The organism is Vibrio sp. ABH4_348 (genome assembly GCF_056159765.1).
This window is the reverse complement of the sequence record NZ_JBSWVW010000002.1, coordinates 776,449-795,157: the sequence shown is the minus strand read 5'-3', so window position 1 is coordinate 795,157 and position 18,709 is coordinate 776,449. Positions and strand designations below refer to the sequence as shown.

The window sequence follows — 18,709 nt, the reverse complement described above, 5'->3', positions numbered from 1 at the left end:
AGATTCAAAAAGCCCCGATAGTTCGGGGCTTTTTTGTATCGTAAGTTTTTCGTAGTAGCAACTACTCTGCAGCCAGAACCTTCAAGCCACTAGGCGCAATGATCTTGTGAGCTGGGCCAACAAACAGCATGTAGAACTTACCTAGAAAATTGTGCTCGTGAACCACGGTTGTCACGGTGAGTTTTTGTCTGCCACCATGAGTTTCTGAAGGCTCCAGTTTCAAAGAAAGATAGACTTTTAGGTGTTTATCATTGTCTGTCATCACTACTTCGTCGTCGCGCAATTCTGCGATAGAAAAAATGGCAAATCGGTCACCGACCTTGTAATCTTGCAATGGTTTGCCATTCTCAACATCAGACAATACGCCGAGATCTTTAATTCCAACAATCGACACGGCTTTGTTACGCAATCTCATTAGAGAATTGATCCAGTTAGGACTGCGTAAAAACATATCTTTAATTGCATCAAGCGCGCTCTGATATTCTTTTTCGGCTTCAACCGTGTAGGCATCGGTAAAGTTCGCGTTGGTGTAGTACTGGCTAATCAAACTGTCATTTGGCAGTTCTGATTTGATCTCGTCAAACATGGTTCATCCTTCTTGAACAGCGATAGCAGAGGTAGGTTGAGTTCTTCGGTAGACGTTTACCAGTAAGAATAATGACATAGACATCATTAAAAAACACGAGATGAAAGGCGCTTTGTAGCCAAAAAATTGGGCTGTCAAACCCATCGTGCTCGACCCTATCATAGTGCCTACCATCATTGCATTGCTGTACAAAGCTGTTACTTTGCCAACAGCTCCTTGAGCCAAATCCTGCATCATAGAAACAGCTAGACCGACAAATATCCCAAAAAAGATACCATTGAATATTTGAATAACCATGAGAGCGTAGTAGCTCGTCGCAAAATACATCCCAACATAGAACACCAGTGCACTGGCAAGCCCAAACATAAGAACTGGGTAGCTGTTCCAGCGTTTAGCAAACTTAGCTGCCAACAGCATCGCTGGGATTTCAATTGCGGCGGTCAGACCCAACAAATAGCCGGGATAGCTAGTTGGAAAGGCAAGTTCCTGTGTAAGGTATAAGGGCATGGCATTGAGGTAAGTACTATTAGCAATATTGGCAAGTACAATAGTGGCAAATAAAAGCCATAAGGTTTGTGAGCCGCTGGTCGTCAATTGGTTTTGTGCTGTCTTTTTGGCTGGTTCAACGTCTTTCAAAAACAGAAATACCAAAATAAACACAAATGCGGCAATGAGCCCAGCCATTAAAAAATTGGTCTTAAAGCCAAAATTATCTACGGTCAAAAATGCGAGTGGCGGGCCCACTATCCACAACAGTGATACCGAAGAACGCAGCTTTGCATTGAGTGAAGTACTATCCTGACCCGTTTGGTCTGCGTAGCGGCGGATCATAGACAGAATCACAGGGATAGAAGTTGAAGCGATTGGCACAATAAGTAGACCAACTATGACGGCATGCCAAAATTCTGTTGCTAAGCTAAAACCAATTGCAGCAGCGATAATTCCAAGCAAGGTCCCCAAGAACAATTTTTTAGGAGCAACTCCTTTATCACCGAGCCCGGTAACCCACTGACTTACCAAAATGGTGGCAAAGCTATTGACTACCGTGTACAAGCCCAAATACATAGGTTCGGTATCCAGCCCTTTTACCAAGAACAAGCTCATAATTGGCATGATAAAGGCAAAGGCCGTTGCTGTTAGGCCATTAGTGGCAAAATACACACCCGTTTGCCCTTTGAAGAGCTCAAGAAAGCCGTGATATCGTGTCATGTTGTCCCAAAATAAAAAATGCTCATTGCACAATAGAGGCGAACCTGGTGCACAAGCAAATGAAAAATTCTTAAGATTTGTATGCAAAAGAGGATATTAGCTAACAACCTCTTAGAAGCTAGCAATCTAGATCGACGTATTTCAGTACAAACTGACTAACATCCAAACACTAGGTTGTTTTGAATCTGAGGCTTAACCCTAAATAAACTTAAGCTTTCGCAAGATTGCAAACTCAGCCACGACAACGGCAATTAAAGCCGCGCAGAATACACTGAATGCCCAAGGGGACTCGGTCCCCGGAATACCACCGATATTGACGCCCAACAGTCCCGTAAAAAATCCAGCCGGTAGAAACACTCCCGCCAAAACAGAAAACAGATAGGTGTTCCTGTTCATTTTTTCAGCTTGTTGTTGACCTAAACTAAGCAAATACGCATTCACTTGCTCAAGATAAAAATCTACAGATTCATTGATCCGCATAATGGTATCGTGACAATTTTTGATTGCAATATGTTGGCTTTTCAACTGCGCCAACTCAGCATTTAGCATATCTTCAAACACGTACTTTTGCGGCTTAAGATAGCGCCTAAGACGGAGTAGACGATTGTTTAAGTCAGAGACTTCTTGAGTTGATGTTGAATCAATATCTAAACTTTCTAACAAAGCCTCTGTGGGTTCCAAGAAGTCATTTATGATTTGGTTCACCCCTTGCATTATGCTCAGCAATAATTGCTCAAGATTCTTTGGGCCATTCCCTTGCCTAAGTTTGTCGTTGATTGCAGAAACCGCTTTGGAAGGCACTTTCCTAGTTGAAATCAGTGCTCCTTTAAACCACAACATACGTAAGCTCAGCATATCGTCTGGTTCAGAGCCTTTGTTGAGGTTGATTCCTCGAACGATGATCAAAAAACAGTCATCAGCGAAGTGTTCAAACCGGGGACGGGAGTCATCAGTCAGTAATGAGTCACAAATGGCCGCTGGGACCTGATTATCCCGCAACCACTCCTTAAGATCACTGGCGTCACGCTGACAATGATACCAATGACCAGCTTGAATCGTTTTTTGTTTACCTAAAACTTCAGACGGCGATTCGTCTGTGAATTGCCAACTGCTAATGAGGAAACCTTTCATAAATCGAGCACTCAGTGATTACTTAAACTTCAAGTAATACGCTAAATGCCCGAAAACGCAACCGATTTACACGATCATTTCTCTGGTCGATCTTCCGGATGAGTTTCATACCACTCATTTAACAAATGGCGTCCATATACTTCTTCTGTTTGCATATGAAGTGCGATCAACAGAAGCGCGCACGTGAGGTAGCCTCTATTGAACCATTTTGAATAACGATCTTTGGCCTTTACGTCATAAACAAACATATTGATGGCTACCAATAAAAATGGATAGGCCAGTAGTGCAAACAGGAGTATGTCAAAGTACATTGAGCCTGCTAGTGGCTCATAATCAATGGGCTTCATAACTTACCTCAAAAATAATCAACAAAATCATAAGATTAAAAATCCAAGCTAACATGTTTTGCCTGATAGAAACCTCGGTTGTTCGGCGAATTCTTAGCAAGTTATTGATAGAGAAATCAATATTAGTTGCGGCTAAAATCGCCTTTTTAGTGGTGGCTAAACTCACACGTTGCGCGTTTATGAGATAGCCATTTCATAATTCATCAAACTTTATTGTTCTAATACTTTCTTCATACTTTTTTCTATTTTTGCCTTGTTAGCGTGACTAATACCCCTTGATGGGTATTCGAACTATCAGCAAGAACAAGGAAATAACATGAACAAAAAACCTTTATGGCTGTTTGGTATCGCGGCAATCTCCGCGTCTGCAACGACCTCGGTTCACGCTCACGGCTGGGTGGAGTTCCCCAATGCTAGGCAAAGTGTTTGTTATGAGGATGGCGGCTTTTGGAGCGATGCGATTCCGAACAAAGCTTGTCAATCTGCATACGATATTTCAGGCGCCTTTCCGTTCGTACAACGAAACGAAATTGCCGCAAATGTCCCGAAGTATGGGAGCGAAACAGAGTTTGCTAATACTCATGTGCAGTCTACAGTCTCTGACGGAAACCTCTGTTCGGCTGGAGATGGCGCAAAGGCCGGCCTAGATGTAGGCTCGCCATTTTGGCACAGAACCCGTATCGAGTTGGATGCGAACAACCAAATCGATTACGTCTTTTATGGCTCTACACCTCATAACCCCTCATTCTGGCAGTTTTACCTAACCAAACCCGAATACGATACGTCTCTGCCATTAAACTGGTCGGATTTGGAACTCATTGATACGGCGGGTAATGTGACTGTCGATGCCGACAAACGCTACCGTATCAAAGTCACCTTCCCGGCAGGCCGAACTGGCGATGCCATTCTCTACACTCGCTGGCAACGCGAAGATGTTGCGGGTGAGGGTTTTTACAATTGTAGTGATATACGATTTGTCAGCGGCGATCCCAATGACCCAGGGAACAACCTAACACCTCTTGGGTACTATGTACCACAAGGCTTTGGTCCAGTTGAATCAGGCGATACAGTCAGATTCAGAACCTTTGACGCAAACGGGACTGAACAAGTCGATTTGAACCTGAGCATTCAAGCCAACAACACACAGACATGGCAAGCTGAGCTTGCGGGACAATTTAATGGCTTGAACCAGCAAGGTTGGTATATAGGTATCTGGCATGCTGCGATGAACCACTATATGTTCGACGTCAACAACCTTGCCTCCAACAAAGTGTTTGCTCCCAATGGAACCTTCAACTACGCATTGTCATTAATTAAGGGCGGTACCCCTGTACCACCAGCTTGGAGTGCAAGCAAAGCTTACTCCAGAGGCGAAAAGGTCAGACACAATAATATTAATTGGGAAGCGAACTGGTGGACTCAAAGTGAAGAACCAGGAGTCTCTCAGGCATGGAAGAAGATCTAGAGTCTAAAAATTTGGCAAAAGCACCCACCATATTTAGGAGCTGTTGAACCAATAAAAAAGCCCTATTTGAACGCTCGTCTATGCTGCGTTTAAATAGGGCTCTTTGCCTCTATGTTTTGCTTTTCGAATGTAGCTTCCTTTTCCTTTTTTCGCTTTTTCTACTTTAACGGTAAACAGTTGACTAGTGACTAATGCTTTTAACGCATTATCTTGAATTTCACCTCTACCATGTTCAAACTCATGATTTCGCGAGCGCGTTTGCTTTTTCTTCATAATAAACCCTAATTGTTAGTAACATACTTAGAGCAACCACTGCTGTAAGTCGTTGTTGAATCTTCGCATACATTTCTCAGTTAACAAATAAATATTTTTGCTATCAAGCCATAAAAAAAATAGTCTGTGTTTTATCGCCTATAAAATTGAACCCCTCCGGAGGGTAACAATGTACATTCCCGATATTACAGGCCGAGGTGGCGTTAAATACCTTGCTCTTGCTGATGCGCTTAGCGAAGCGATAGAGAGTGGTGAGCTTGCCGCTAACAGTAAAATGCCCCCGCAACGTATCTTGTCCTACAAACTGAATGTTACTGTGGGTACGGTCACTCGTGCATACAAAGAACTAGAAAAACGCGGTTTGATCGAACCTAGAATGGGAAGTGGTACTTTTGTTAAAGACCGAAGTAACGAGCGTAGCCAATACTATTTGCCAATCAATGAGCCAGAAGGCATTGATTTGGCCTTGTCTCGCCCGTGGCTTTTTTCTCAGCAAAACCACCTCAATGTCATTTTAAAGGATTTGTTAAACGAACCTGTCGCACAAGCAGCATTGCTTGGCTACCAGACCACCAAGGGGCTCCAAGGCCATACTTTAATCTTGCAAAAGTGGTTAGCATCTAGGTTCGACAACACTGTAGATGCAAAGCGTTTGATTTGGACTTATGGCGCTCAACATGGGCTATCACTGGCTGTACAATCACTATCACGCAGTGGCGATACCATCCTTGTTGAGGGATTGTGTTATCCCGAGTTTGTCAAAACTGCGCAATTACTCGAAAGAAAAATTGTACCCGTCAAAATCGACGAACAAGGGATAAACCCTGAAGATCTGGCTTTACACTGTAAACGGCATAAACCAAAGCTACTTTACATCACTCCAGCCAATCAAAATCCGACGTCAGTGTCGCTCTCAGACAGTCGGCGTCTCAGGGTACTCGAGATCTGTCGCAAGTATAAGGTAACCATCTTAGAAGATGATGCGATTTACTGCCCGCCTGAAAGTCGTAAAACGCCATTATTCTCGATCGCCCCTGATTTGGTTGTATATATTGGTAGCTTCTCCAAATACTTCGCTGGCGGACTCAGAGTGGGTTATGCCGTGGTGCCGACTCAGTTTGCCGATTTGTTTACCCAATCGCTGCGCGCCAATTGTATGCACGTAAGTCCACTCACCATTGACCTAGTATGCCGATGGATAGAAAACGGCGCGATGCATACGGTGGACAAAGAGATTGCCTCCGAGATTTCCGCTAGACAGAAAATTTGGTCTGAATACTTCCCCGATGACAAAAACAATCAGCTGAATGACCCAGCGGTTAGAGAAAGTGTCGTTAAAGGAAGCAATGTGTGGTTAACGCTTCCCGAACCGTTAACTGGATTTACATTGGCACAAACACTTCAAGAGCGGGGAATTTTGGTTCGCGAGGCAGAACGATTTGCGGTCAATCGGTTCCCGGCACCAGCTGCGATTCGCATATCGCTAACCGGGCCAGAAACGCGTAGTTTACTCATAAAAGGACTGGAAATACTCAAACAAGAAATTGAATACGCTGTAAATTAGGTACTTATGAGTTTTTTAGTTAAACCAGCTCTTGTACTAACCTAGCCTTACCCGATTTGACCTCCAAATGAGCTAATGCACCATTGATAAGCGTCATATTGGGTGGTTTATGGCCGATATCCGCGTCAAACACTACGGGAATGCCCAAAGGCTTGAAGATTTCTTCAATCGCAAAGCGATATGAATAACGCTCATTGGTATCAGGTGCTGCATTTCTGCCAAAAATCACTCCGGTGACATTATCAAAGGCACCGCGATAAACCATACCCTTTAAGGCTCGAAACAACGCAGGCGAGCTCAACTCGGCATTTTCCAGATAAAGCAAAATGTCCTCTTTATGACGCTCAGCAAGTCGATTCAAATCAAAGTAAGGCGTTTGCACGTAATGAAGTAGTGCATCCAACACTCCACCATACAAACGCCCTGTTAGCTGAAGCTCATCTATTGACGTCAGAGATTTCCAGTATGTCTTTTCGGTTAACCTCATCGTTACCGATGGATCTGCGACTACATCCGGATAAGATTCTTGATAAAAATTGGACGAGACTTGCTCAAACTTGTCTCCAACTTTGCATTTGAGTGGTACGAGACAATTTGACGTTAGCTCATTAGCAGGATCATCAATCATTTCCATCAGGTTAGTTCCGTGCACGGTTGCCCAACCCAACTTCACAGAGATAACATTGAGTACGGTAGACACGTCAGAATAACCCATCAGCCATTTAGGCTTTTGCGTTTTCAATAACTCAAAATCTAAGTGCTCGAATAAATCCAGAGCAATCTCCCCACCCCAAGGTGGAAAGATGGCATCGATAGAATCGTCTAACAAAAACTGGGTGAATTCAGCAACGCGCTGCTGAACGGGCAAACTTGCCACATGAGCGGTTTGACGAACCGACTCTCCAACAATTACCTCAAAGCCTTTGCTTTTCAGGTTCGCGATCACCAGATCCAATCTAGGCCAGTGACTTTCTGGCACTCCAGCTGAAACCGCACTAATTGCAATTTTGCTTCCTAATTTAAGTGGATTTGAATACTTCAACATTCCATGTCCTTCTGCATTAATTGCGGGTTAGCGCTATCTTGCCCGCCAAACCAACCAATAGAAAACCGGACACGCCTTCTACAACGCGCGTGTGTTTTTGAAACTTAGGATTTGAGAATATCAAATTTCCAAGTAGTGCGTAGGCTAGATTACAGCCTGTTGCTAACAAACTAAACGTCACGCCTAGAACCAATAACTGAGTAGGCGCGTCTCCCGTTTCGAAGTTGATAAACTGAGGCAAAAAAGACAGGAAAAACAGCGCCACTTTGGGGTTAAGAATGCTTACTACCACACCTTGGGTGAAAACACCTTTATCACTACCCGATTGTTCCAACTTTAGAGATGATTCTCCTCGATAGGCATTTCGTAAACTGGTAAATCCCAAATAAAGCAGATAAGCCGCACCGAGATATTTGATGACACTAAAGGCTAACGCAGAGCTGAGTATGAGCGCTGATAAGCCCATGACAGCCGCTATAGTATGAACTCCGTAACCCACACCTAATCCAATTGCGGCTTTAAGACCAGTTGAGACTTTACCTTTCATCGAATTAGACACAATGTAAACCACATCAGGTCCAGGAATGAGGTTGATTGAAAGTGATGCGATAACAAATAAACCAAGAGCCTGCCAATCCATAGTTGATACCTTTAATCTTTGATTTGTTTTACGATTTTTCTTTACGATTCTGCTGAACTTAAATGAACCCAAATAGTACTGGCACTTTATGAGTATCGCTGAAATCGAGGGAAAGGCTTCCCAAAGAAGACTATGATCCGGAACAGACCAACTCGACGCGATTACCACTGGGTTCGTAAAAAATAGTATGCAACATGGGCCCGGGACCAAGAGATTCTGGTGGAAATTCTACTTCTGCACCCGATCTACTAACTCTGTCATAGAGTGCAATTAAGCTCTCTTTTGAATCAACGGTTAGAGCAAAATGATGAAGGCCGATGTTGCGTTTGCGATCAAACTCATTGGGTGAGTCTGATTGAACTTGCCACAACGTTAGCATGACATGCCCATTTGAGACAAATATAGCTGGGTAGTCCGGCTTTCTCTTAACTTCCTTAAAGCCAAGATATTCAACAAAAAATTGGGCACTAAGATCCAACTGAGAAACCGTTAACCCTAAATGATGTATAGCGCCAGTACTGTGGATAGAAGCACCACTAACTTCTGTTGTGCTTGCTTGTATTTTCCGCTGAGCTTTGGTGACGTTGCTGCACATAATATTTCCCTTATTTAAGTAGACAAGAACAGTGTCACTTAGCAAAGAGACCGATACAACCAGTGCGGCTTAATTGGGATGTTCAAAATTTCTGAACGACTTCATGACCCACAAACGAAGCATTGCGGGTCATGAATATAGAGGTTCGATAACGTGACTAGCGTGCGAGTTATACCTTTTGCATTGCCCCGGTATAAATCTTCAACATTACGTTTCTAGACAAAATTCGGTTCAAGAATACGAGCGCCTTGTTCTGGAATGTCGCAATCTCTCGTACTTTTCCAGCAAACATTGCGGATAGTCCCAGTTTGGCGACCAAGGCAGGAGATACACGTTTCTCAGCAGAGAAGGTTCCCCCTTCAGAGATGTCCTTACCATCTTGATTGAAAAAGCCGGTATCCGTTAGTCCTGGTGACAATACGGTGACACTCACACCTTTGTCTTTCATCTCTATCGCTAGCCCCTCAGTAAAGCTGCTGACAAACGCTTTGGAAGCGGCATACGCCGACATGAAAGGCTGCGGCTGATACGCTGCGGTTGACGCCACATTGAGAATTCGACCATGACCTTGTTGGGCCATCCTCTCAGCAAAATAGTGGCTCAATTCAATCACTGTGTTTACGTTCAGCTGCATCATGGAACGTACTTTTTGCACATTTAAATCGAGCTGAGCACCGTGTAAACCAAACCCAGCATTGTTAATTGCAACATCGATTTCTAAATCAATATGGTCGAGGCGGTCGATCAATTGTTCCAAATACTCTGGGTTAGACAAGTCAAAACGCAAGGTTTCAATGACACCCGGTAGTGTGTCTTTCAGCTGTTGAAGTCTCTGTTCATTACGTCCAGAAAGAATAAGTCGGTATCCCTGCTCTGATAGTTGTTTAGCCATTTCATAACCGATACCAGAAGTTGCGCCTGTAATAAATGCCGTTTTCATGTTCTCACCTTTTTAATTAATCGTTGTGTTTCGTTGACAGTGAGAATCTTAAAGTCTCCCCTATGGAGGAGAGTCAACACACTTTTTTTAAATTTCTAAAGAAATTTTTTCGACTAAGCATTCGTTGTGTTCAACCGCTTGTTTTTCAAGAGATTCTAGCCCTTCCAAAACGCGTTTCAATTTCAGCTGCTCTTGTAAAACTCGCTCACGCTTTTTGGCAATTTCAGTTTGCAGTAAATCGATCGGTAATAAACCTTCTTTGGTTTTAGCGCCCGCGATGGTCTGAAGTTCTTGCAGCGTAAAGCTCAATGACTTCGCAAGTTTTATCATGCTCAGGACAGGAACGTAGCTTTCATCGTAGATACGGTATTTTCCATCTCTCTTGGGTGTTTTAATTAGTCCCACTTCCTCGTAGTGACGAATGGCTTTGATACTTACGCCCGTTTTTTTAGCGAGTGCTCCGATATACATAACAGTCCTTTATTAAACTAATCGGTGGTAGGTTTAGCTTTACAATATTTCTGTGACTATTTCCGTTTTGACCGAGTTTGCAATAAAGCAATTTTGATGCGCGATGTGGTGCATTTTTTCTAGTAGCTCGGTACTGGGCTGTTTGTCACCCAAAAACTCGATTTCAGGTCTCAGAGTGACTTTAGACACCCATTGAATTCCATTATCTGAAGTAGTGAGCTCTCCAACCGCTTTGTCATAGTAGCGAGTTATCACCAGCTTTCGTTTTGCGGCAATCGACAAAAACGTCAGCATATGACAGCTTGAAATAGCAGCCACGTAGGCCTCTTCCGGGTCAATATTATCGGGGTTCGACAGTGGAATTGGTACAACGCTCGGAGACGGGGAAGCGGGTACAATTAGCCCCCCATCAAACTGCCATGTATGTTCTCTAGAGTATTGATTATCCGAAAACGTTTCTTCTTCTTTTTTTGCCCATTCAATAATGGCAATGTGCTCTGACATTTACTTGTTCCTTTCTTGAGAACCTAAACACTAACTTGGAATAAATAACCGAGTTCGTTTTGTCTCGTGTCATCCTGTAGCTTTTTCCATCCCAATTTTTCCGCAATTCGCAGACTAGACGAGTTGGTCGAGGCAATAAACGCGATAATAGGTAACCGTTTCGAGAAATCCTCATTTGATCGGATACTTTCCACTGCGAGTTGGCACATTTCAACAGCCAGTCCTTGTCCCCAAAACTCTGGCAGTAAGAAATAGCCAAAGTCATCGAAGTCGTTTCCATTTGCGAGACCACAAAAACCGACAAGTGGGTCTTGTGTCGATTTAGGTTGGTTAGAGGTTGGCTTTAAGCGGAACACGAATCTATCAGGTTGCAAGAGCTTAGAAGTAAACCACTGTTCAGCTTCATCCTTGGTCAAGGCTCTTCTAGGCCCCAAATACTTCATTGCCGTTGAGTCCCGTAACATCGAAAATACGGCCTTACGATCTGCTGCTACTAACTCGCTTTGATAAACTCGCACTTCTTAAGTTCACTCACTGGTTTTTTTCGAACAGTTTCAATTCTTTGATTTAAATAGTCACCTAGATAAAAGCGATATACAAGCTTCTGCATTAAGTTAAATGAATAGTTACAAGAAGCACTGTAGCGCTTACAAAGCGCATCTGGTGACACCCAAACGCCCAAGTCATCGACAATACTCTCTGATTGAATTGAGGTGTTTCGACGCAGCCTTCTAATGAAATCCAGCAGTGGTGTGGCGTTAAGCAATGATGAGTCTATTAAATTCACGTTTATCGAGAACTTGTTTTACATGACAGAAGTATAACCACCATTTAAGCCGTATAATTGTACGCACCGGACATTGATAGATTTATTAACAAATTGGGTAAAATTAGTCTTGTACAATAAGGTTCTTAACTTGTCTCAATGTCATACCAAAGGTGCTTCGAAACGTCCGACTAAAGTGAGCGCTATCGGTAAAGCCCGAATCCATTGCTGCTTCAGTTGCATTAAAGCCGGCTTGGATCATATGAACCGCTCGCATCACACGGCACCAACGCAAGTATGGACGCCACGTCATCCCCATTTGCTCTCTGAATAAGTGAAGAAATCTTCCTTCAGACAGACTTAAAGACGCCGCAACATTGATCGCTTTCCAGTTATCCGACTTGAGACTCTCGTTGCTGGTTTCAAAATTGATTCGGTAAATGAGACCTGCGATGCGCTTGTCACCTATTTCGGGTTCGAATTGCTTTCTCGTATCAATTCCCAGCTGCTCCCACAAAGGTCGCAAAGAATGGATGAGATTTACCTTGATAGGCTTTGGACAGCCCTTTATGTCATTGAACTCAAGTATGTCTTTCCCGTTGAGACGTTTTTCTAACTCTTTACCTAGTATTGAGTAAGGTTCAATAAGTACGATCCATCCTCTTTCTAGAGTGACTTTATGACTTACACCAGATCCAATTAACACTGGCGACTGAGTTGATAAAGAAGAGATGTGACAATTGTAATTCACCTCCGGCCAAACAATTTGCAACGCACTGTGGCTGTGTTCACTCGCGTCTACATTTGATGCATATGAAGCGAGCAAACCGGGGATCATTACAACTGGGTTGGGCATTAGTACCTCTGCATCCATTCAAAAGTAGGTCTTAAATGATGAGTTCAATTGGTACGACGTTAAAAACTTCGTCATTGATATAACCAATTGCATGCTTATCAAGCTATAAGTTATAACTTTAGAATCTAATGCTATTTAACTAATTAGACAACCCATTTTCATAAAAACGTAAATATAAAGTTTAACCACCAATGCTCTTGGTTATAAACTCATGATTGAGTTTGAGATACTCGATATCATCCAAATACGCGAGGTGGTGCCCATCTTCTATGTTTTGAGTAAACTGGCTGTTACCTGCTGCCGCTTGCTGCCTCATAAAGTCGACTACCACGGTTAGGCGCTCGACCATACTATCCACCAAATTTAGGCGTTCATCCGCAGTTAAACCATATGCATCACAAAACAATTTGGCGCGAGTGACTTGCTCAGCAAGAGAACCTAGGGCATCCGGATAGGTGGTTTTAAAAGGAGACCAGCAGTAAATTGCGTAAGCCAGATCCCACAACCTAGGGCCGGGATGAACCAAATCAAAGTCGAATATACCGGTAACTTCATCACCAGATAAAACGACATTGTATGGTGCATAGTCTGCGTGGCACATGACCTGAACGGGTTCTCTGGCTTCAAATGCCCAACTAAGTTCTTTTGCCTGAGTAATAAACCCCGCACTGGCGTCGTGAAACTCTCGTAATCGTTGTGCCGCTGTTAGTAACGCATTCTCGGAAGCCACATTTCCTTGTAGGGGATAGTCGTACACCTGACCATCCATGTAAGAGAGGTATTCGTGAGTGTCGTCTTTTGTTAAGAATTTAGGGACACAAGTGCAAGCTTGCTCTTCGAGATGATTGAGTAGTCTGTGAACGCTTTCACTTTGAACTTGCAGCTCTCTGACTACTGAGTTGTCTTTCTTAGCAACTGACTTAGCTGCTCCTGATTGAAGTATTTCCAAATTGTTCCTTATTCGTGTTTGTCATATTGTTCAAAACCCACAGCGACAAAAGTTCCGACCAGCTCACCACATGCCTTACCTTGGGAAGTCAAAATGGCATTTACATCGATTCTTGCTCGTCCCTTTCGCTCAAGCATCTTTAAAAATCGCGGCCAGTTTTCAGTTTCTGGCAACGAAGCTTTCGCGTAAAACCTATCCATCATCGGTGCATCGTACGACATGGTGTTCCGCTGAATAACCAAAGTTGTTTTAATATTTCGTGCCTTTAGACGCGTATGCAAAAAAGCCCACGCTGACAAAATGGCCAAAGAGCTTGCGCTGCCACCAAATACCGAATCACGATGGTTAATATTGGGCTCCAGTGGGGCGCTAACTTCTAGATAATCTTCAGCGATTGTCTCAACTTGTACTTGCATACTCTCCGTCTGCGGCATGTTATTATACAGGTACTGCTGAAGCTGTTTTTTATCTATATCTTTCAAATTGTTACCTAATACTGTCAATTACTGTTGTTCTATCACTATTAGTGCAAATCGATGAAGTCTGCCAGACCCACCTGAATACCCAAATATCCTCAAGATACAGAATTCAGAAACTCATACCTTGACGTCACTTGGTATTGGTTCAACTTGGTCTAGTAAACTCAGCTCTTGCTTTTGCAACCAACTCTCTTGAAATACAGCCTATTTGGTGATCATTTATTAAGCCCATGGCCTGCATAAATGAATAAACAGTCGTGGGACCCACAAACTTCCAACCTTTCTTTTTCAGCTCTTTTGACAGCCTTTTGGAATCTTCAGACTGGGAAAGAGTTTGCGGTGGAGCCAGTGAATTTTCGTCCGGTTCAAAGCGCCAAAAATAAGCAGCTAGGCTGCCATACTCTGCCTTGAGTTCAATTGCCTGTTTGGCATTGTTAATGACCGCTTCAATTTTTCCTCTATGACGAACGATTTTGTCATTTGCCAAAAGTTTCTCTACGTCTTGGTCGTTAAATTTTGCAACTTTATTAAAATCAAAGCCCGCAAAAGCCTTTCTAAATGCCTCGCGCTTATTAAGAATGGTTCGCCAACTCAGTCCTGATTGGAAGCTTTCTAAACACAGTTTTTCGGAATATCATCGTCAACCGGAAAGCCCCACTCTTGGTCATGATAGGGTACAAATTCATCTGGCGCGGCTCCGCACCATCGACATCGATTGTTTCCATCACTTGCTTTAAATAACTCACTCATACTCTGTCCTGCTGGCTTGTTACTGTGCTAGAGATTCTAATTCGGGTATGGTCTTTTTGATCTCAACTTGTGTTAGCTCCACTTCTACCACACCATGTTCTACAAATGGGTCTTCAGCTAAAAACTCCGTAAAGCGCTCTTCATCTTGTGAATTACTGACGATAGCGCCGCCAGCAGTGCCGACTAGACTGCCAACTGCGCCAATGAATCCATTTTCAAGTCCGCGTTGAATCCAAGCGTTGTGACCGGCCATGTGAGTAGCAGCGAGCTCTTTATTTACCAATTTAAGCGTTGCGAATATCATTTTTTTTCCTCGTTTTAGAATGTGAGTTCTTTCTGCATCACTCGCGTTTCAGTGAGTAAAAATTGTGCAAGTAAAACCTGTTAACTCAGGCTATTAACCCATGCCTCGAGCTGTTCAACTTCGCGCCGGATGAAATCTTCATCTTTTAAACTGGATGCCAACACTGAGATACCTTGTACTCGGGAAAGTAAATGCAAAGCCAATTTTCTGGCTTCCAACTCGGGGTTTAACTTAACCAACTCTTTTTGCAACCAATCTGAAAACAACTCAAAAATTTTATGGGCGTCGACTAACAAATCATTGTTGAGTTTGGTCAGCTCTGTGGTCAGTGTTCCAACTGGGCATCCAAAGGCCATGATTTTTGTTTGATTAGTGATAAGAATTTGCACAAAACGGTTAATTCTAGATTTGGGACTATCATGTTCTTCAGCCCATCGTCTTAACATCTGTTTCGTATTGTCCAAACGAAATTCAATAACCGCCGCAAGTATTTGGTCTTTGCTTTTAAAATGGTGATAAAAGTTTCCACGCGATACGTTAACTTGCTTTGCAATATGGGCAAATGATGTTGCCTCGTAACCTTGTTGGTAAAACAAATCGCTAGCTACCAGAACAATCCGGTCGCGTGTGGAAAACGTGGTATGTAGTGGATTCATAAGATCTTGAGTCATTACATAACAAATTAGGACAACTGACCTAATTTTTAGGTCAAGCGTCCTAACCTGTCAACAGGTTGATTATGTGGAGGTAAGAATGTGTCTAAGCGATCACAGACTTAAGCCGTGAACAAGATGCTTCGTAATCTTCTTGAATCATGGAATAGAAGTATTCATCCCACCATTCGTTGTTAGGTCTAGGAATGCATTTTCTAAAGTAGCCTTCCCTAACCATACCGATTTTTTCCATCAGTTTATAAGAAGCAGGGTTTTCAGGTTGGCAGGTCGCGATCAATCGATGAAGTTTCAAGTTTTCAAAAGCATGAACCACAACCAGTGCGGCCGCTTCCGTTGCCAATCCTTGCTTTAAGAATTTTGGAGCAATTGCCCAGCCGAGCTCATAAGTATGACCACCAAACCAATCAAAAAACTCAATATGGCCGACCACTTCTTGCGTATCACGAAGCACGATAGCAAACGCTTTGCCATCAACAAGCAACTTGCGAGTCCCATCTTCATCCAATAAACCATCACCTAGGAAGTAAGTGGTGTCCGGATCAGACATATACGCAAAAACTTCATTGAAGTCTTGCGGCTTAAACTCACGAATCAATATCCGTTTTGATTCCAATAACATAAGCGGTCCCTGCATGTTTCTATAAGCATAGGTAAACGCTATCAGTTCGTTATGTGAGCTTCAATGGTCAATTTGTGACGGTATAAGTCCCGCAAGTTAGGGAATTCCGAACATCAGGTAAACGCTGATTAAACGCGAATCACATGTGGCACAAATCTCGCGGTATCTAATGTAATTCGTTGGTCACTTTCTCGTACCGAAATACCGCTGGCAACACGACCAATCATCCATGAACCAATCACGCAGTGTCCATGTTCAAATGTGGCGAGGGGCCAATATTGTTGAATGATTGCACTTTCATCCCCGTAATGACCGCCACTGCTTTCCAGCTTCACACCATCACGCTCGATCACAATATTAGCCCCTTCTCTGGAATAGATTGGCTTAATCACTCTATCTAGAAGTGTCTGAGATTGCGGATCGTCTGAAAAATAGCACGGCAAGAGATTTTCGTGGCCAGGATAAAGCTGCCACAAAATAGGAAGCAAAGCTTTAGAAGACATGATGACCTTCCAAAGAGGTTCAATAAACGTCATACCTGAATGTTCGATGTACTGAGCATACTCGTCGAGCAGCGCGAATTCATACGGGTAAAGCCAAAACGCAGTCTCAATTAGCTCTAGATTGTGGTCAGCAAAGCGATTATCCGTTGTCAGATGAATATCACTGACATCAATCCAGATAGATTGCCAACCTGCCTCATCGGCGCAAGCGGCTAGATATTTGACTGTTCTTAAATCTTCTTCTGAGTCTTCACAAACTGCAAAATGCAGTGTCGACGTTGCCGGACGTTTAGATTGAAGTAAGTGCTTAAATTCTAAGATCAGCTGCTCATCTAAAATGTTGAACTGATCAGCATTAGGCGGGAGCAAAAAACGATCAACGTTAGATCGCATCCAATCCCATGCTATGACGCTAGCTTCAAATAAACTGGTTGGTGTTTGGGCATTGTATTCAAGAAGTTTAGGCGCTGAGTTACCATCCCAAGCGAAATCGAATCGGCCATACAAGTACGTGCGGTCATTGCGCCAAGAATCATGAAGTAAGTGATGGAATTGCTTTGGTATCGCAAAGCGATCCAACAGATCATGTCGAAACACATAATCCACCGCCTTCAAACACATGTCGTGAAGCTGTTCAGAGGCTTTGTCTATCTGATTGATCTGCTCTTTAGTAAAAGAGTAATAACGGTCTTCGACCCAATAGGGTATGTGTTGATTTACCTCAAAAAAATCAAAACCTAATGTTTCTACCCTCGCTTGCCAATTGGGGCGAGGGAGAATGTTATGAGACAGCATTAACCGCCAAACCCACCACGAGATGAGCCAGTCTTGCCAAAGCCGCCACGACTGCTAGACACGACTTTTTTACTGCTAGAGCGATAGGTTTGTACTTTGTTCGAGTTTAATCGTGAGTGGGTTCGACTAATAAATGAGTAGGTGCCTGATACGCGAGATTGGCAATAGGAATCACTGCCACCTTTGCGACGACATTTGTCATACTTCTGGCGTTTATTCTTGTATTTGAACATGTCACCAAGTTCATCAATCGCTTCAGCAGCAATCATACCCATGATGAACGTTCCCGCGTCAAAACCATCAACGCTTTCCGTTGGCAATGGAGCTAACATGTTCTGCGCCAAGTCTGCGTAATTACCGTCTAAATCACGCAGTTCACCAATTACTGTACCATCGGCGGTAAATCCGTATCCATAATGGGAGGAGTTGGGGTTTAGTGTCGTGAAAAATGGGCCTGAATCATCAGACAGTTTGTGCGTGTAGAAGCCTGCCATTGTAGGATGCCAACCTAGCTCAGAGAGCGTACAAATATCGCCAAACTCTTGCTCACATTCGCGTTCCGAACGAAACTTCATTGCCGTTCGCTGAGCTTCTTCCTGCGCAGTTTGATAACGAGTATCACAGCTCGCTCTGCCATAAAACTTGTCACACGATTCGGCTGTCATGTGCAAAGAGTAATCACCTTGATCTGACTCACCACACCCCGTCAGCGCAACGGTACCGACGCCAGCAAAGAGTATAGGTAATCGGGTACGCGCGAGTTTATGTTTACTTAGGTTTAACTGACCTTGACGTTTCATAGTCACCTCCTAGTAAGACATACAAGCGGCGTTCAACAGACCTATGCTCACGTAAAACGCGGCTGCCACGATGGCGGCTGGTAACTCATTATTTTCGATACGCTGGGTAAACTGAGGCATGAAGACTTTACTCACGATAAACACCGCAGCGAACTGTGTGATTGCAGCTACTACTCCCCAAACCGCAAAATCAACGAAATCAATTGAGCTGGTTGCGACGCCCGAAATAGCAAGTGCATAACCAATCAGGGAGCCAGACAAAGCCACTGCCGCGGCGCTATTATTTTGCTCTTTAATCAGTTGCCACTCGTCGTATTTGGTTATCGCCAAGCTGGCATACTTAAATACCAATAAAAAGCCGACAGAAATGCCAAAATAAATCGCGAAATTGGCAAGTCCCTGGAGGTTGTTGGTTAAAAATTCCATGTTTTTGTCTCTCTTTTA

At 43.4% G+C, this 18,709-nt stretch carries 26 protein-coding genes; 2 read left to right on the top strand and 24 right to left on the bottom strand.

Going from position 1 to position 18,709, the window contains the following annotated elements; translation table 11 throughout:
- Window positions 1–61: 61 nt before the first annotated feature.
- From ACXAFJ_RS17430 to ACXAFJ_RS17415, 4 genes are all read right to left on the bottom strand, one after another.
- The gene (locus ACXAFJ_RS17430; protein ID WP_475325170.1) at window positions 62–586 is read right to left on the bottom strand and encodes a DUF2867 domain-containing protein; all 525 of its coding nucleotides are present in this window, start codon (window positions 584–586) and stop codon (window positions 62–64) included.
- A gap of 3 nt (window positions 587–589) precedes the next feature.
- Window positions 590–1,795, bottom strand: coding sequence for a sugar efflux transporter (locus ACXAFJ_RS17425; protein ID WP_475325168.1), 1,206 nt, complete (start codon window positions 1,793–1,795; stop codon window positions 590–592).
- 198 nt (window positions 1,796–1,993) lie between these two features.
- The gene (locus tag ACXAFJ_RS17420) at window positions 1,994–2,926 is read right to left on the bottom strand and encodes a CorA family divalent cation transporter (RefSeq protein ID WP_475325167.1); all 933 of its coding nucleotides are present in this window, start codon (window positions 2,924–2,926) and stop codon (window positions 1,994–1,996) included.
- A gap of 74 nt (window positions 2,927–3,000) precedes the next feature.
- Complete coding sequence (locus ACXAFJ_RS17415) at window positions 3,001–3,273, bottom strand: hypothetical protein (RefSeq protein ID WP_475325166.1); 273 nt, start codon at window positions 3,271–3,273, stop codon at window positions 3,001–3,003.
- 316 nt (window positions 3,274–3,589) lie between these two features.
- Here ACXAFJ_RS17415 and ACXAFJ_RS17410 point away from each other — a divergent pair, with 316 nt between their 5' ends.
- A complete protein-coding gene (locus ACXAFJ_RS17410; RefSeq protein ID WP_475325165.1) occupies window positions 3,590–4,738 on the top strand; it encodes a lytic polysaccharide monooxygenase in 1,149 nt (382 codons plus the stop codon).
- A 78-nt stretch (window positions 4,739–4,816) separates the two neighbouring features.
- Here the strand turns inward: ACXAFJ_RS17410 and ACXAFJ_RS17405 are convergent, their stop codons facing one another.
- Window positions 4,817–5,011 (bottom strand): alternative ribosome-rescue factor A, encoded by a 195-nt coding sequence (locus ACXAFJ_RS17405; RefSeq protein WP_475325163.1) that lies wholly within the window; start codon window positions 5,009–5,011, stop codon window positions 4,817–4,819.
- Between the two features lie 169 nt (window positions 5,012–5,180).
- Here ACXAFJ_RS17405 and ACXAFJ_RS17400 point away from each other — a divergent pair, with 169 nt between their 5' ends.
- On the top strand, window positions 5,181–6,575 hold the full coding sequence (locus ACXAFJ_RS17400; RefSeq protein WP_475325162.1) for an aminotransferase-like domain-containing protein: 1,395 nt from the start codon (window positions 5,181–5,183) through the stop codon (window positions 6,573–6,575).
- A 19-nt stretch (window positions 6,576–6,594) separates the two neighbouring features.
- Here the strand turns inward: ACXAFJ_RS17400 and ACXAFJ_RS17395 are convergent, their stop codons facing one another.
- The 19 genes from ACXAFJ_RS17395 to ACXAFJ_RS17305 form a co-directional block, all read right to left on the bottom strand.
- A complete protein-coding gene (locus ACXAFJ_RS17395) occupies window positions 6,595–7,620 on the bottom strand; it encodes a S66 family peptidase (protein WP_475325161.1) in 1,026 nt (341 codons plus the stop codon).
- A gap of 16 nt (window positions 7,621–7,636) precedes the next feature.
- Window positions 7,637–8,260, bottom strand: a complete 624-nt coding sequence (locus ACXAFJ_RS17390; RefSeq protein ID WP_475325159.1) for a LysE family translocator — start codon at window positions 8,258–8,260, stop codon at window positions 7,637–7,639.
- A gap of 130 nt (window positions 8,261–8,390) precedes the next feature.
- Window positions 8,391–8,855 carry a VOC family protein gene (locus ACXAFJ_RS17385; protein WP_475325158.1) on the bottom strand — a complete coding sequence of 155 codons (465 nt, stop codon included), beginning with the start codon at window positions 8,853–8,855 and terminating at the stop codon, window positions 8,391–8,393.
- A 169-nt stretch (window positions 8,856–9,024) separates the two neighbouring features.
- Window positions 9,025–9,795 (bottom strand): SDR family NAD(P)-dependent oxidoreductase, encoded by a 771-nt coding sequence (locus tag ACXAFJ_RS17380; RefSeq protein ID WP_475325157.1) that lies wholly within the window; start codon window positions 9,793–9,795, stop codon window positions 9,025–9,027.
- 87 nt (window positions 9,796–9,882) lie between these two features.
- Window positions 9,883–10,266 (bottom strand): MerR family transcriptional regulator, encoded by a 384-nt coding sequence (locus ACXAFJ_RS17375; protein WP_475325155.1) that lies wholly within the window; start codon window positions 10,264–10,266, stop codon window positions 9,883–9,885.
- 39 nt (window positions 10,267–10,305) lie between these two features.
- Window positions 10,306–10,770: an OsmC family protein gene (locus ACXAFJ_RS17370; RefSeq protein WP_475325154.1), complete on the bottom strand. Its 465-nt coding sequence runs from the start codon at window positions 10,768–10,770 to the stop codon at window positions 10,306–10,308.
- Between the two features lie 23 nt (window positions 10,771–10,793).
- Window positions 10,794–11,213 carry a GNAT family N-acetyltransferase gene (locus ACXAFJ_RS17365; RefSeq protein ID WP_475325152.1) on the bottom strand — a complete coding sequence of 140 codons (420 nt, stop codon included), beginning with the start codon at window positions 11,211–11,213 and terminating at the stop codon, window positions 10,794–10,796.
- Window positions 11,214–11,263: 50 nt separating this feature from the next.
- Window positions 11,264–11,557: a hypothetical protein gene (locus tag ACXAFJ_RS17360; RefSeq protein WP_475325151.1), complete on the bottom strand. Its 294-nt coding sequence runs from the start codon at window positions 11,555–11,557 to the stop codon at window positions 11,264–11,266.
- A 103-nt stretch (window positions 11,558–11,660) separates the two neighbouring features.
- Window positions 11,661–12,410 carry a helix-turn-helix domain-containing protein gene (locus ACXAFJ_RS17355; protein WP_475325150.1) on the bottom strand — a complete coding sequence of 250 codons (750 nt, stop codon included), beginning with the start codon at window positions 12,408–12,410 and terminating at the stop codon, window positions 11,661–11,663.
- 163 nt (window positions 12,411–12,573) lie between these two features.
- On the bottom strand, window positions 12,574–13,341 hold the full coding sequence (locus tag ACXAFJ_RS17350; protein ID WP_475325148.1) for a phosphotransferase enzyme family protein: 768 nt from the start codon (window positions 13,339–13,341) through the stop codon (window positions 12,574–12,576).
- An 8-nt stretch (window positions 13,342–13,349) separates the two neighbouring features.
- Window positions 13,350–13,823, bottom strand: coding sequence for a YiiD C-terminal domain-containing protein (locus tag ACXAFJ_RS17345; RefSeq protein WP_475325147.1), 474 nt, complete (start codon window positions 13,821–13,823; stop codon window positions 13,350–13,352).
- Between the two features lie 142 nt (window positions 13,824–13,965).
- Window positions 13,966–14,400, bottom strand: coding sequence for a DNA-3-methyladenine glycosylase I (locus ACXAFJ_RS17340; protein WP_475325784.1), 435 nt, complete (start codon window positions 14,398–14,400; stop codon window positions 13,966–13,968).
- 32 nt (window positions 14,401–14,432) lie between these two features.
- Window positions 14,433–14,570, bottom strand: coding sequence for a hypothetical protein (locus ACXAFJ_RS17335; protein WP_475325146.1), 138 nt, complete (start codon window positions 14,568–14,570; stop codon window positions 14,433–14,435).
- Between the two features lie 19 nt (window positions 14,571–14,589).
- Window positions 14,590–14,874 (bottom strand): YciI family protein, encoded by a 285-nt coding sequence (locus ACXAFJ_RS17330; protein ID WP_475325144.1) that lies wholly within the window; start codon window positions 14,872–14,874, stop codon window positions 14,590–14,592.
- 80 nt (window positions 14,875–14,954) lie between these two features.
- A complete protein-coding gene (locus ACXAFJ_RS17325) occupies window positions 14,955–15,545 on the bottom strand; it encodes a TetR/AcrR family transcriptional regulator (RefSeq protein ID WP_475325143.1) in 591 nt (196 codons plus the stop codon).
- Window positions 15,546–15,633: 88 nt separating this feature from the next.
- Entirely contained in the window at window positions 15,634–16,167 is a 534-nt protein-coding gene (locus ACXAFJ_RS17320; RefSeq protein WP_475325142.1) for a GNAT family N-acetyltransferase, read from the bottom strand.
- Between the two features lie 128 nt (window positions 16,168–16,295).
- Complete coding sequence (locus tag ACXAFJ_RS17315) at window positions 16,296–17,465, bottom strand: glutathionylspermidine synthase family protein (RefSeq protein ID WP_475325141.1); 1,170 nt, start codon at window positions 17,463–17,465, stop codon at window positions 16,296–16,298.
- Window positions 17,465–18,265, bottom strand: a complete 801-nt coding sequence (locus ACXAFJ_RS17310) for a DUF1190 domain-containing protein (RefSeq protein WP_475325139.1) — start codon at window positions 18,263–18,265, stop codon at window positions 17,465–17,467. Before ACXAFJ_RS17310 ends, ACXAFJ_RS17315 begins: the two co-directional genes overlap by 1 nt.
- A 9-nt stretch (window positions 18,266–18,274) precedes the next feature.
- The gene (locus ACXAFJ_RS17305) at window positions 18,275–18,691 is read right to left on the bottom strand and encodes a DUF350 domain-containing protein (protein ID WP_475325138.1); all 417 of its coding nucleotides are present in this window, start codon (window positions 18,689–18,691) and stop codon (window positions 18,275–18,277) included.
- Between the last annotated feature and the right edge of the window lie 18 nt (window positions 18,692–18,709).

What these genes read in the sequence shown, in the direction of transcription:
- ACXAFJ_RS17430 (WP_475325170.1), bottom strand. Translation starts at nt 586, where the DNA reads ATGTTTGACGAGATCAAATCAGAACTGCCAAATGACAGTTTGATTAGC.
- ACXAFJ_RS17425 (WP_475325168.1), bottom strand. Translation starts at nt 1,795, where the DNA reads ATGACACGATATCACGGCTTTCTTGAGCTCTTCAAAGGGCAAACGGGT.
- ACXAFJ_RS17420 (WP_475325167.1), bottom strand. Translation starts at nt 2,926, where the DNA reads ATGAAAGGTTTCCTCATTAGCAGTTGGCAATTCACAGACGAATCGCCG.
- ACXAFJ_RS17415 (WP_475325166.1), bottom strand. Translation starts at nt 3,273, where the DNA reads ATGAAGCCCATTGATTATGAGCCACTAGCAGGCTCAATGTACTTTGAC.
- ACXAFJ_RS17410 (WP_475325165.1), top strand. Translation starts at nt 3,590, where the DNA reads ATGAACAAAAAACCTTTATGGCTGTTTGGTATCGCGGCAATCTCCGCG.
- ACXAFJ_RS17405 (WP_475325163.1), bottom strand. Translation starts at nt 5,011, where the DNA reads ATGAAGAAAAAGCAAACGCGCTCGCGAAATCATGAGTTTGAACATGGT.
- ACXAFJ_RS17400 (WP_475325162.1), top strand. Translation starts at nt 5,181, where the DNA reads ATGTACATTCCCGATATTACAGGCCGAGGTGGCGTTAAATACCTTGCT.
- ACXAFJ_RS17395 (WP_475325161.1), bottom strand. Translation starts at nt 7,620, where the DNA reads ATGTTGAAGTATTCAAATCCACTTAAATTAGGAAGCAAAATTGCAATT.
- ACXAFJ_RS17390 (WP_475325159.1), bottom strand. Translation starts at nt 8,260, where the DNA reads ATGGATTGGCAGGCTCTTGGTTTATTTGTTATCGCATCACTTTCAATC.
- ACXAFJ_RS17385 (WP_475325158.1), bottom strand. Translation starts at nt 8,855, where the DNA reads ATGTGCAGCAACGTCACCAAAGCTCAGCGGAAAATACAAGCAAGCACA.
- ACXAFJ_RS17380 (WP_475325157.1), bottom strand. Translation starts at nt 9,795, where the DNA reads ATGAAAACGGCATTTATTACAGGCGCAACTTCTGGTATCGGTTATGAA.
- ACXAFJ_RS17375 (WP_475325155.1), bottom strand. Translation starts at nt 10,266, where the DNA reads ATGTATATCGGAGCACTCGCTAAAAAAACGGGCGTAAGTATCAAAGCC.
- ACXAFJ_RS17370 (WP_475325154.1), bottom strand. Translation starts at nt 10,770, where the DNA reads ATGTCAGAGCACATTGCCATTATTGAATGGGCAAAAAAAGAAGAAGAA.
- ACXAFJ_RS17365 (WP_475325152.1), bottom strand. Translation starts at nt 11,213, where the DNA reads ATGAAGTATTTGGGGCCTAGAAGAGCCTTGACCAAGGATGAAGCTGAA.
- ACXAFJ_RS17355 (WP_475325150.1), bottom strand. Translation starts at nt 12,410, where the DNA reads ATGGATGCAGAGGTACTAATGCCCAACCCAGTTGTAATGATCCCCGGT.
- ACXAFJ_RS17335 (WP_475325146.1), bottom strand. Translation starts at nt 14,570, where the DNA reads ATGAGTGAGTTATTTAAAGCAAGTGATGGAAACAATCGATGTCGATGG.
- ACXAFJ_RS17330 (WP_475325144.1), bottom strand. Translation starts at nt 14,874, where the DNA reads ATGATATTCGCAACGCTTAAATTGGTAAATAAAGAGCTCGCTGCTACT.
- ACXAFJ_RS17325 (WP_475325143.1), bottom strand. Translation starts at nt 15,545, where the DNA reads ATGACTCAAGATCTTATGAATCCACTACATACCACGTTTTCCACACGC.
- ACXAFJ_RS17320 (WP_475325142.1), bottom strand. Translation starts at nt 16,167, where the DNA reads ATGTTATTGGAATCAAAACGGATATTGATTCGTGAGTTTAAGCCGCAA.
- ACXAFJ_RS17315 (WP_475325141.1), bottom strand. Translation starts at nt 17,465, where the DNA reads ATGCTGTCTCATAACATTCTCCCTCGCCCCAATTGGCAAGCGAGGGTA.
- ACXAFJ_RS17310 (WP_475325139.1), bottom strand. Translation starts at nt 18,265, where the DNA reads ATGAAACGTCAAGGTCAGTTAAACCTAAGTAAACATAAACTCGCGCGT.
- ACXAFJ_RS17305 (WP_475325138.1), bottom strand. Translation starts at nt 18,691, where the DNA reads ATGGAATTTTTAACCAACAACCTCCAGGGACTTGCCAATTTCGCGATT.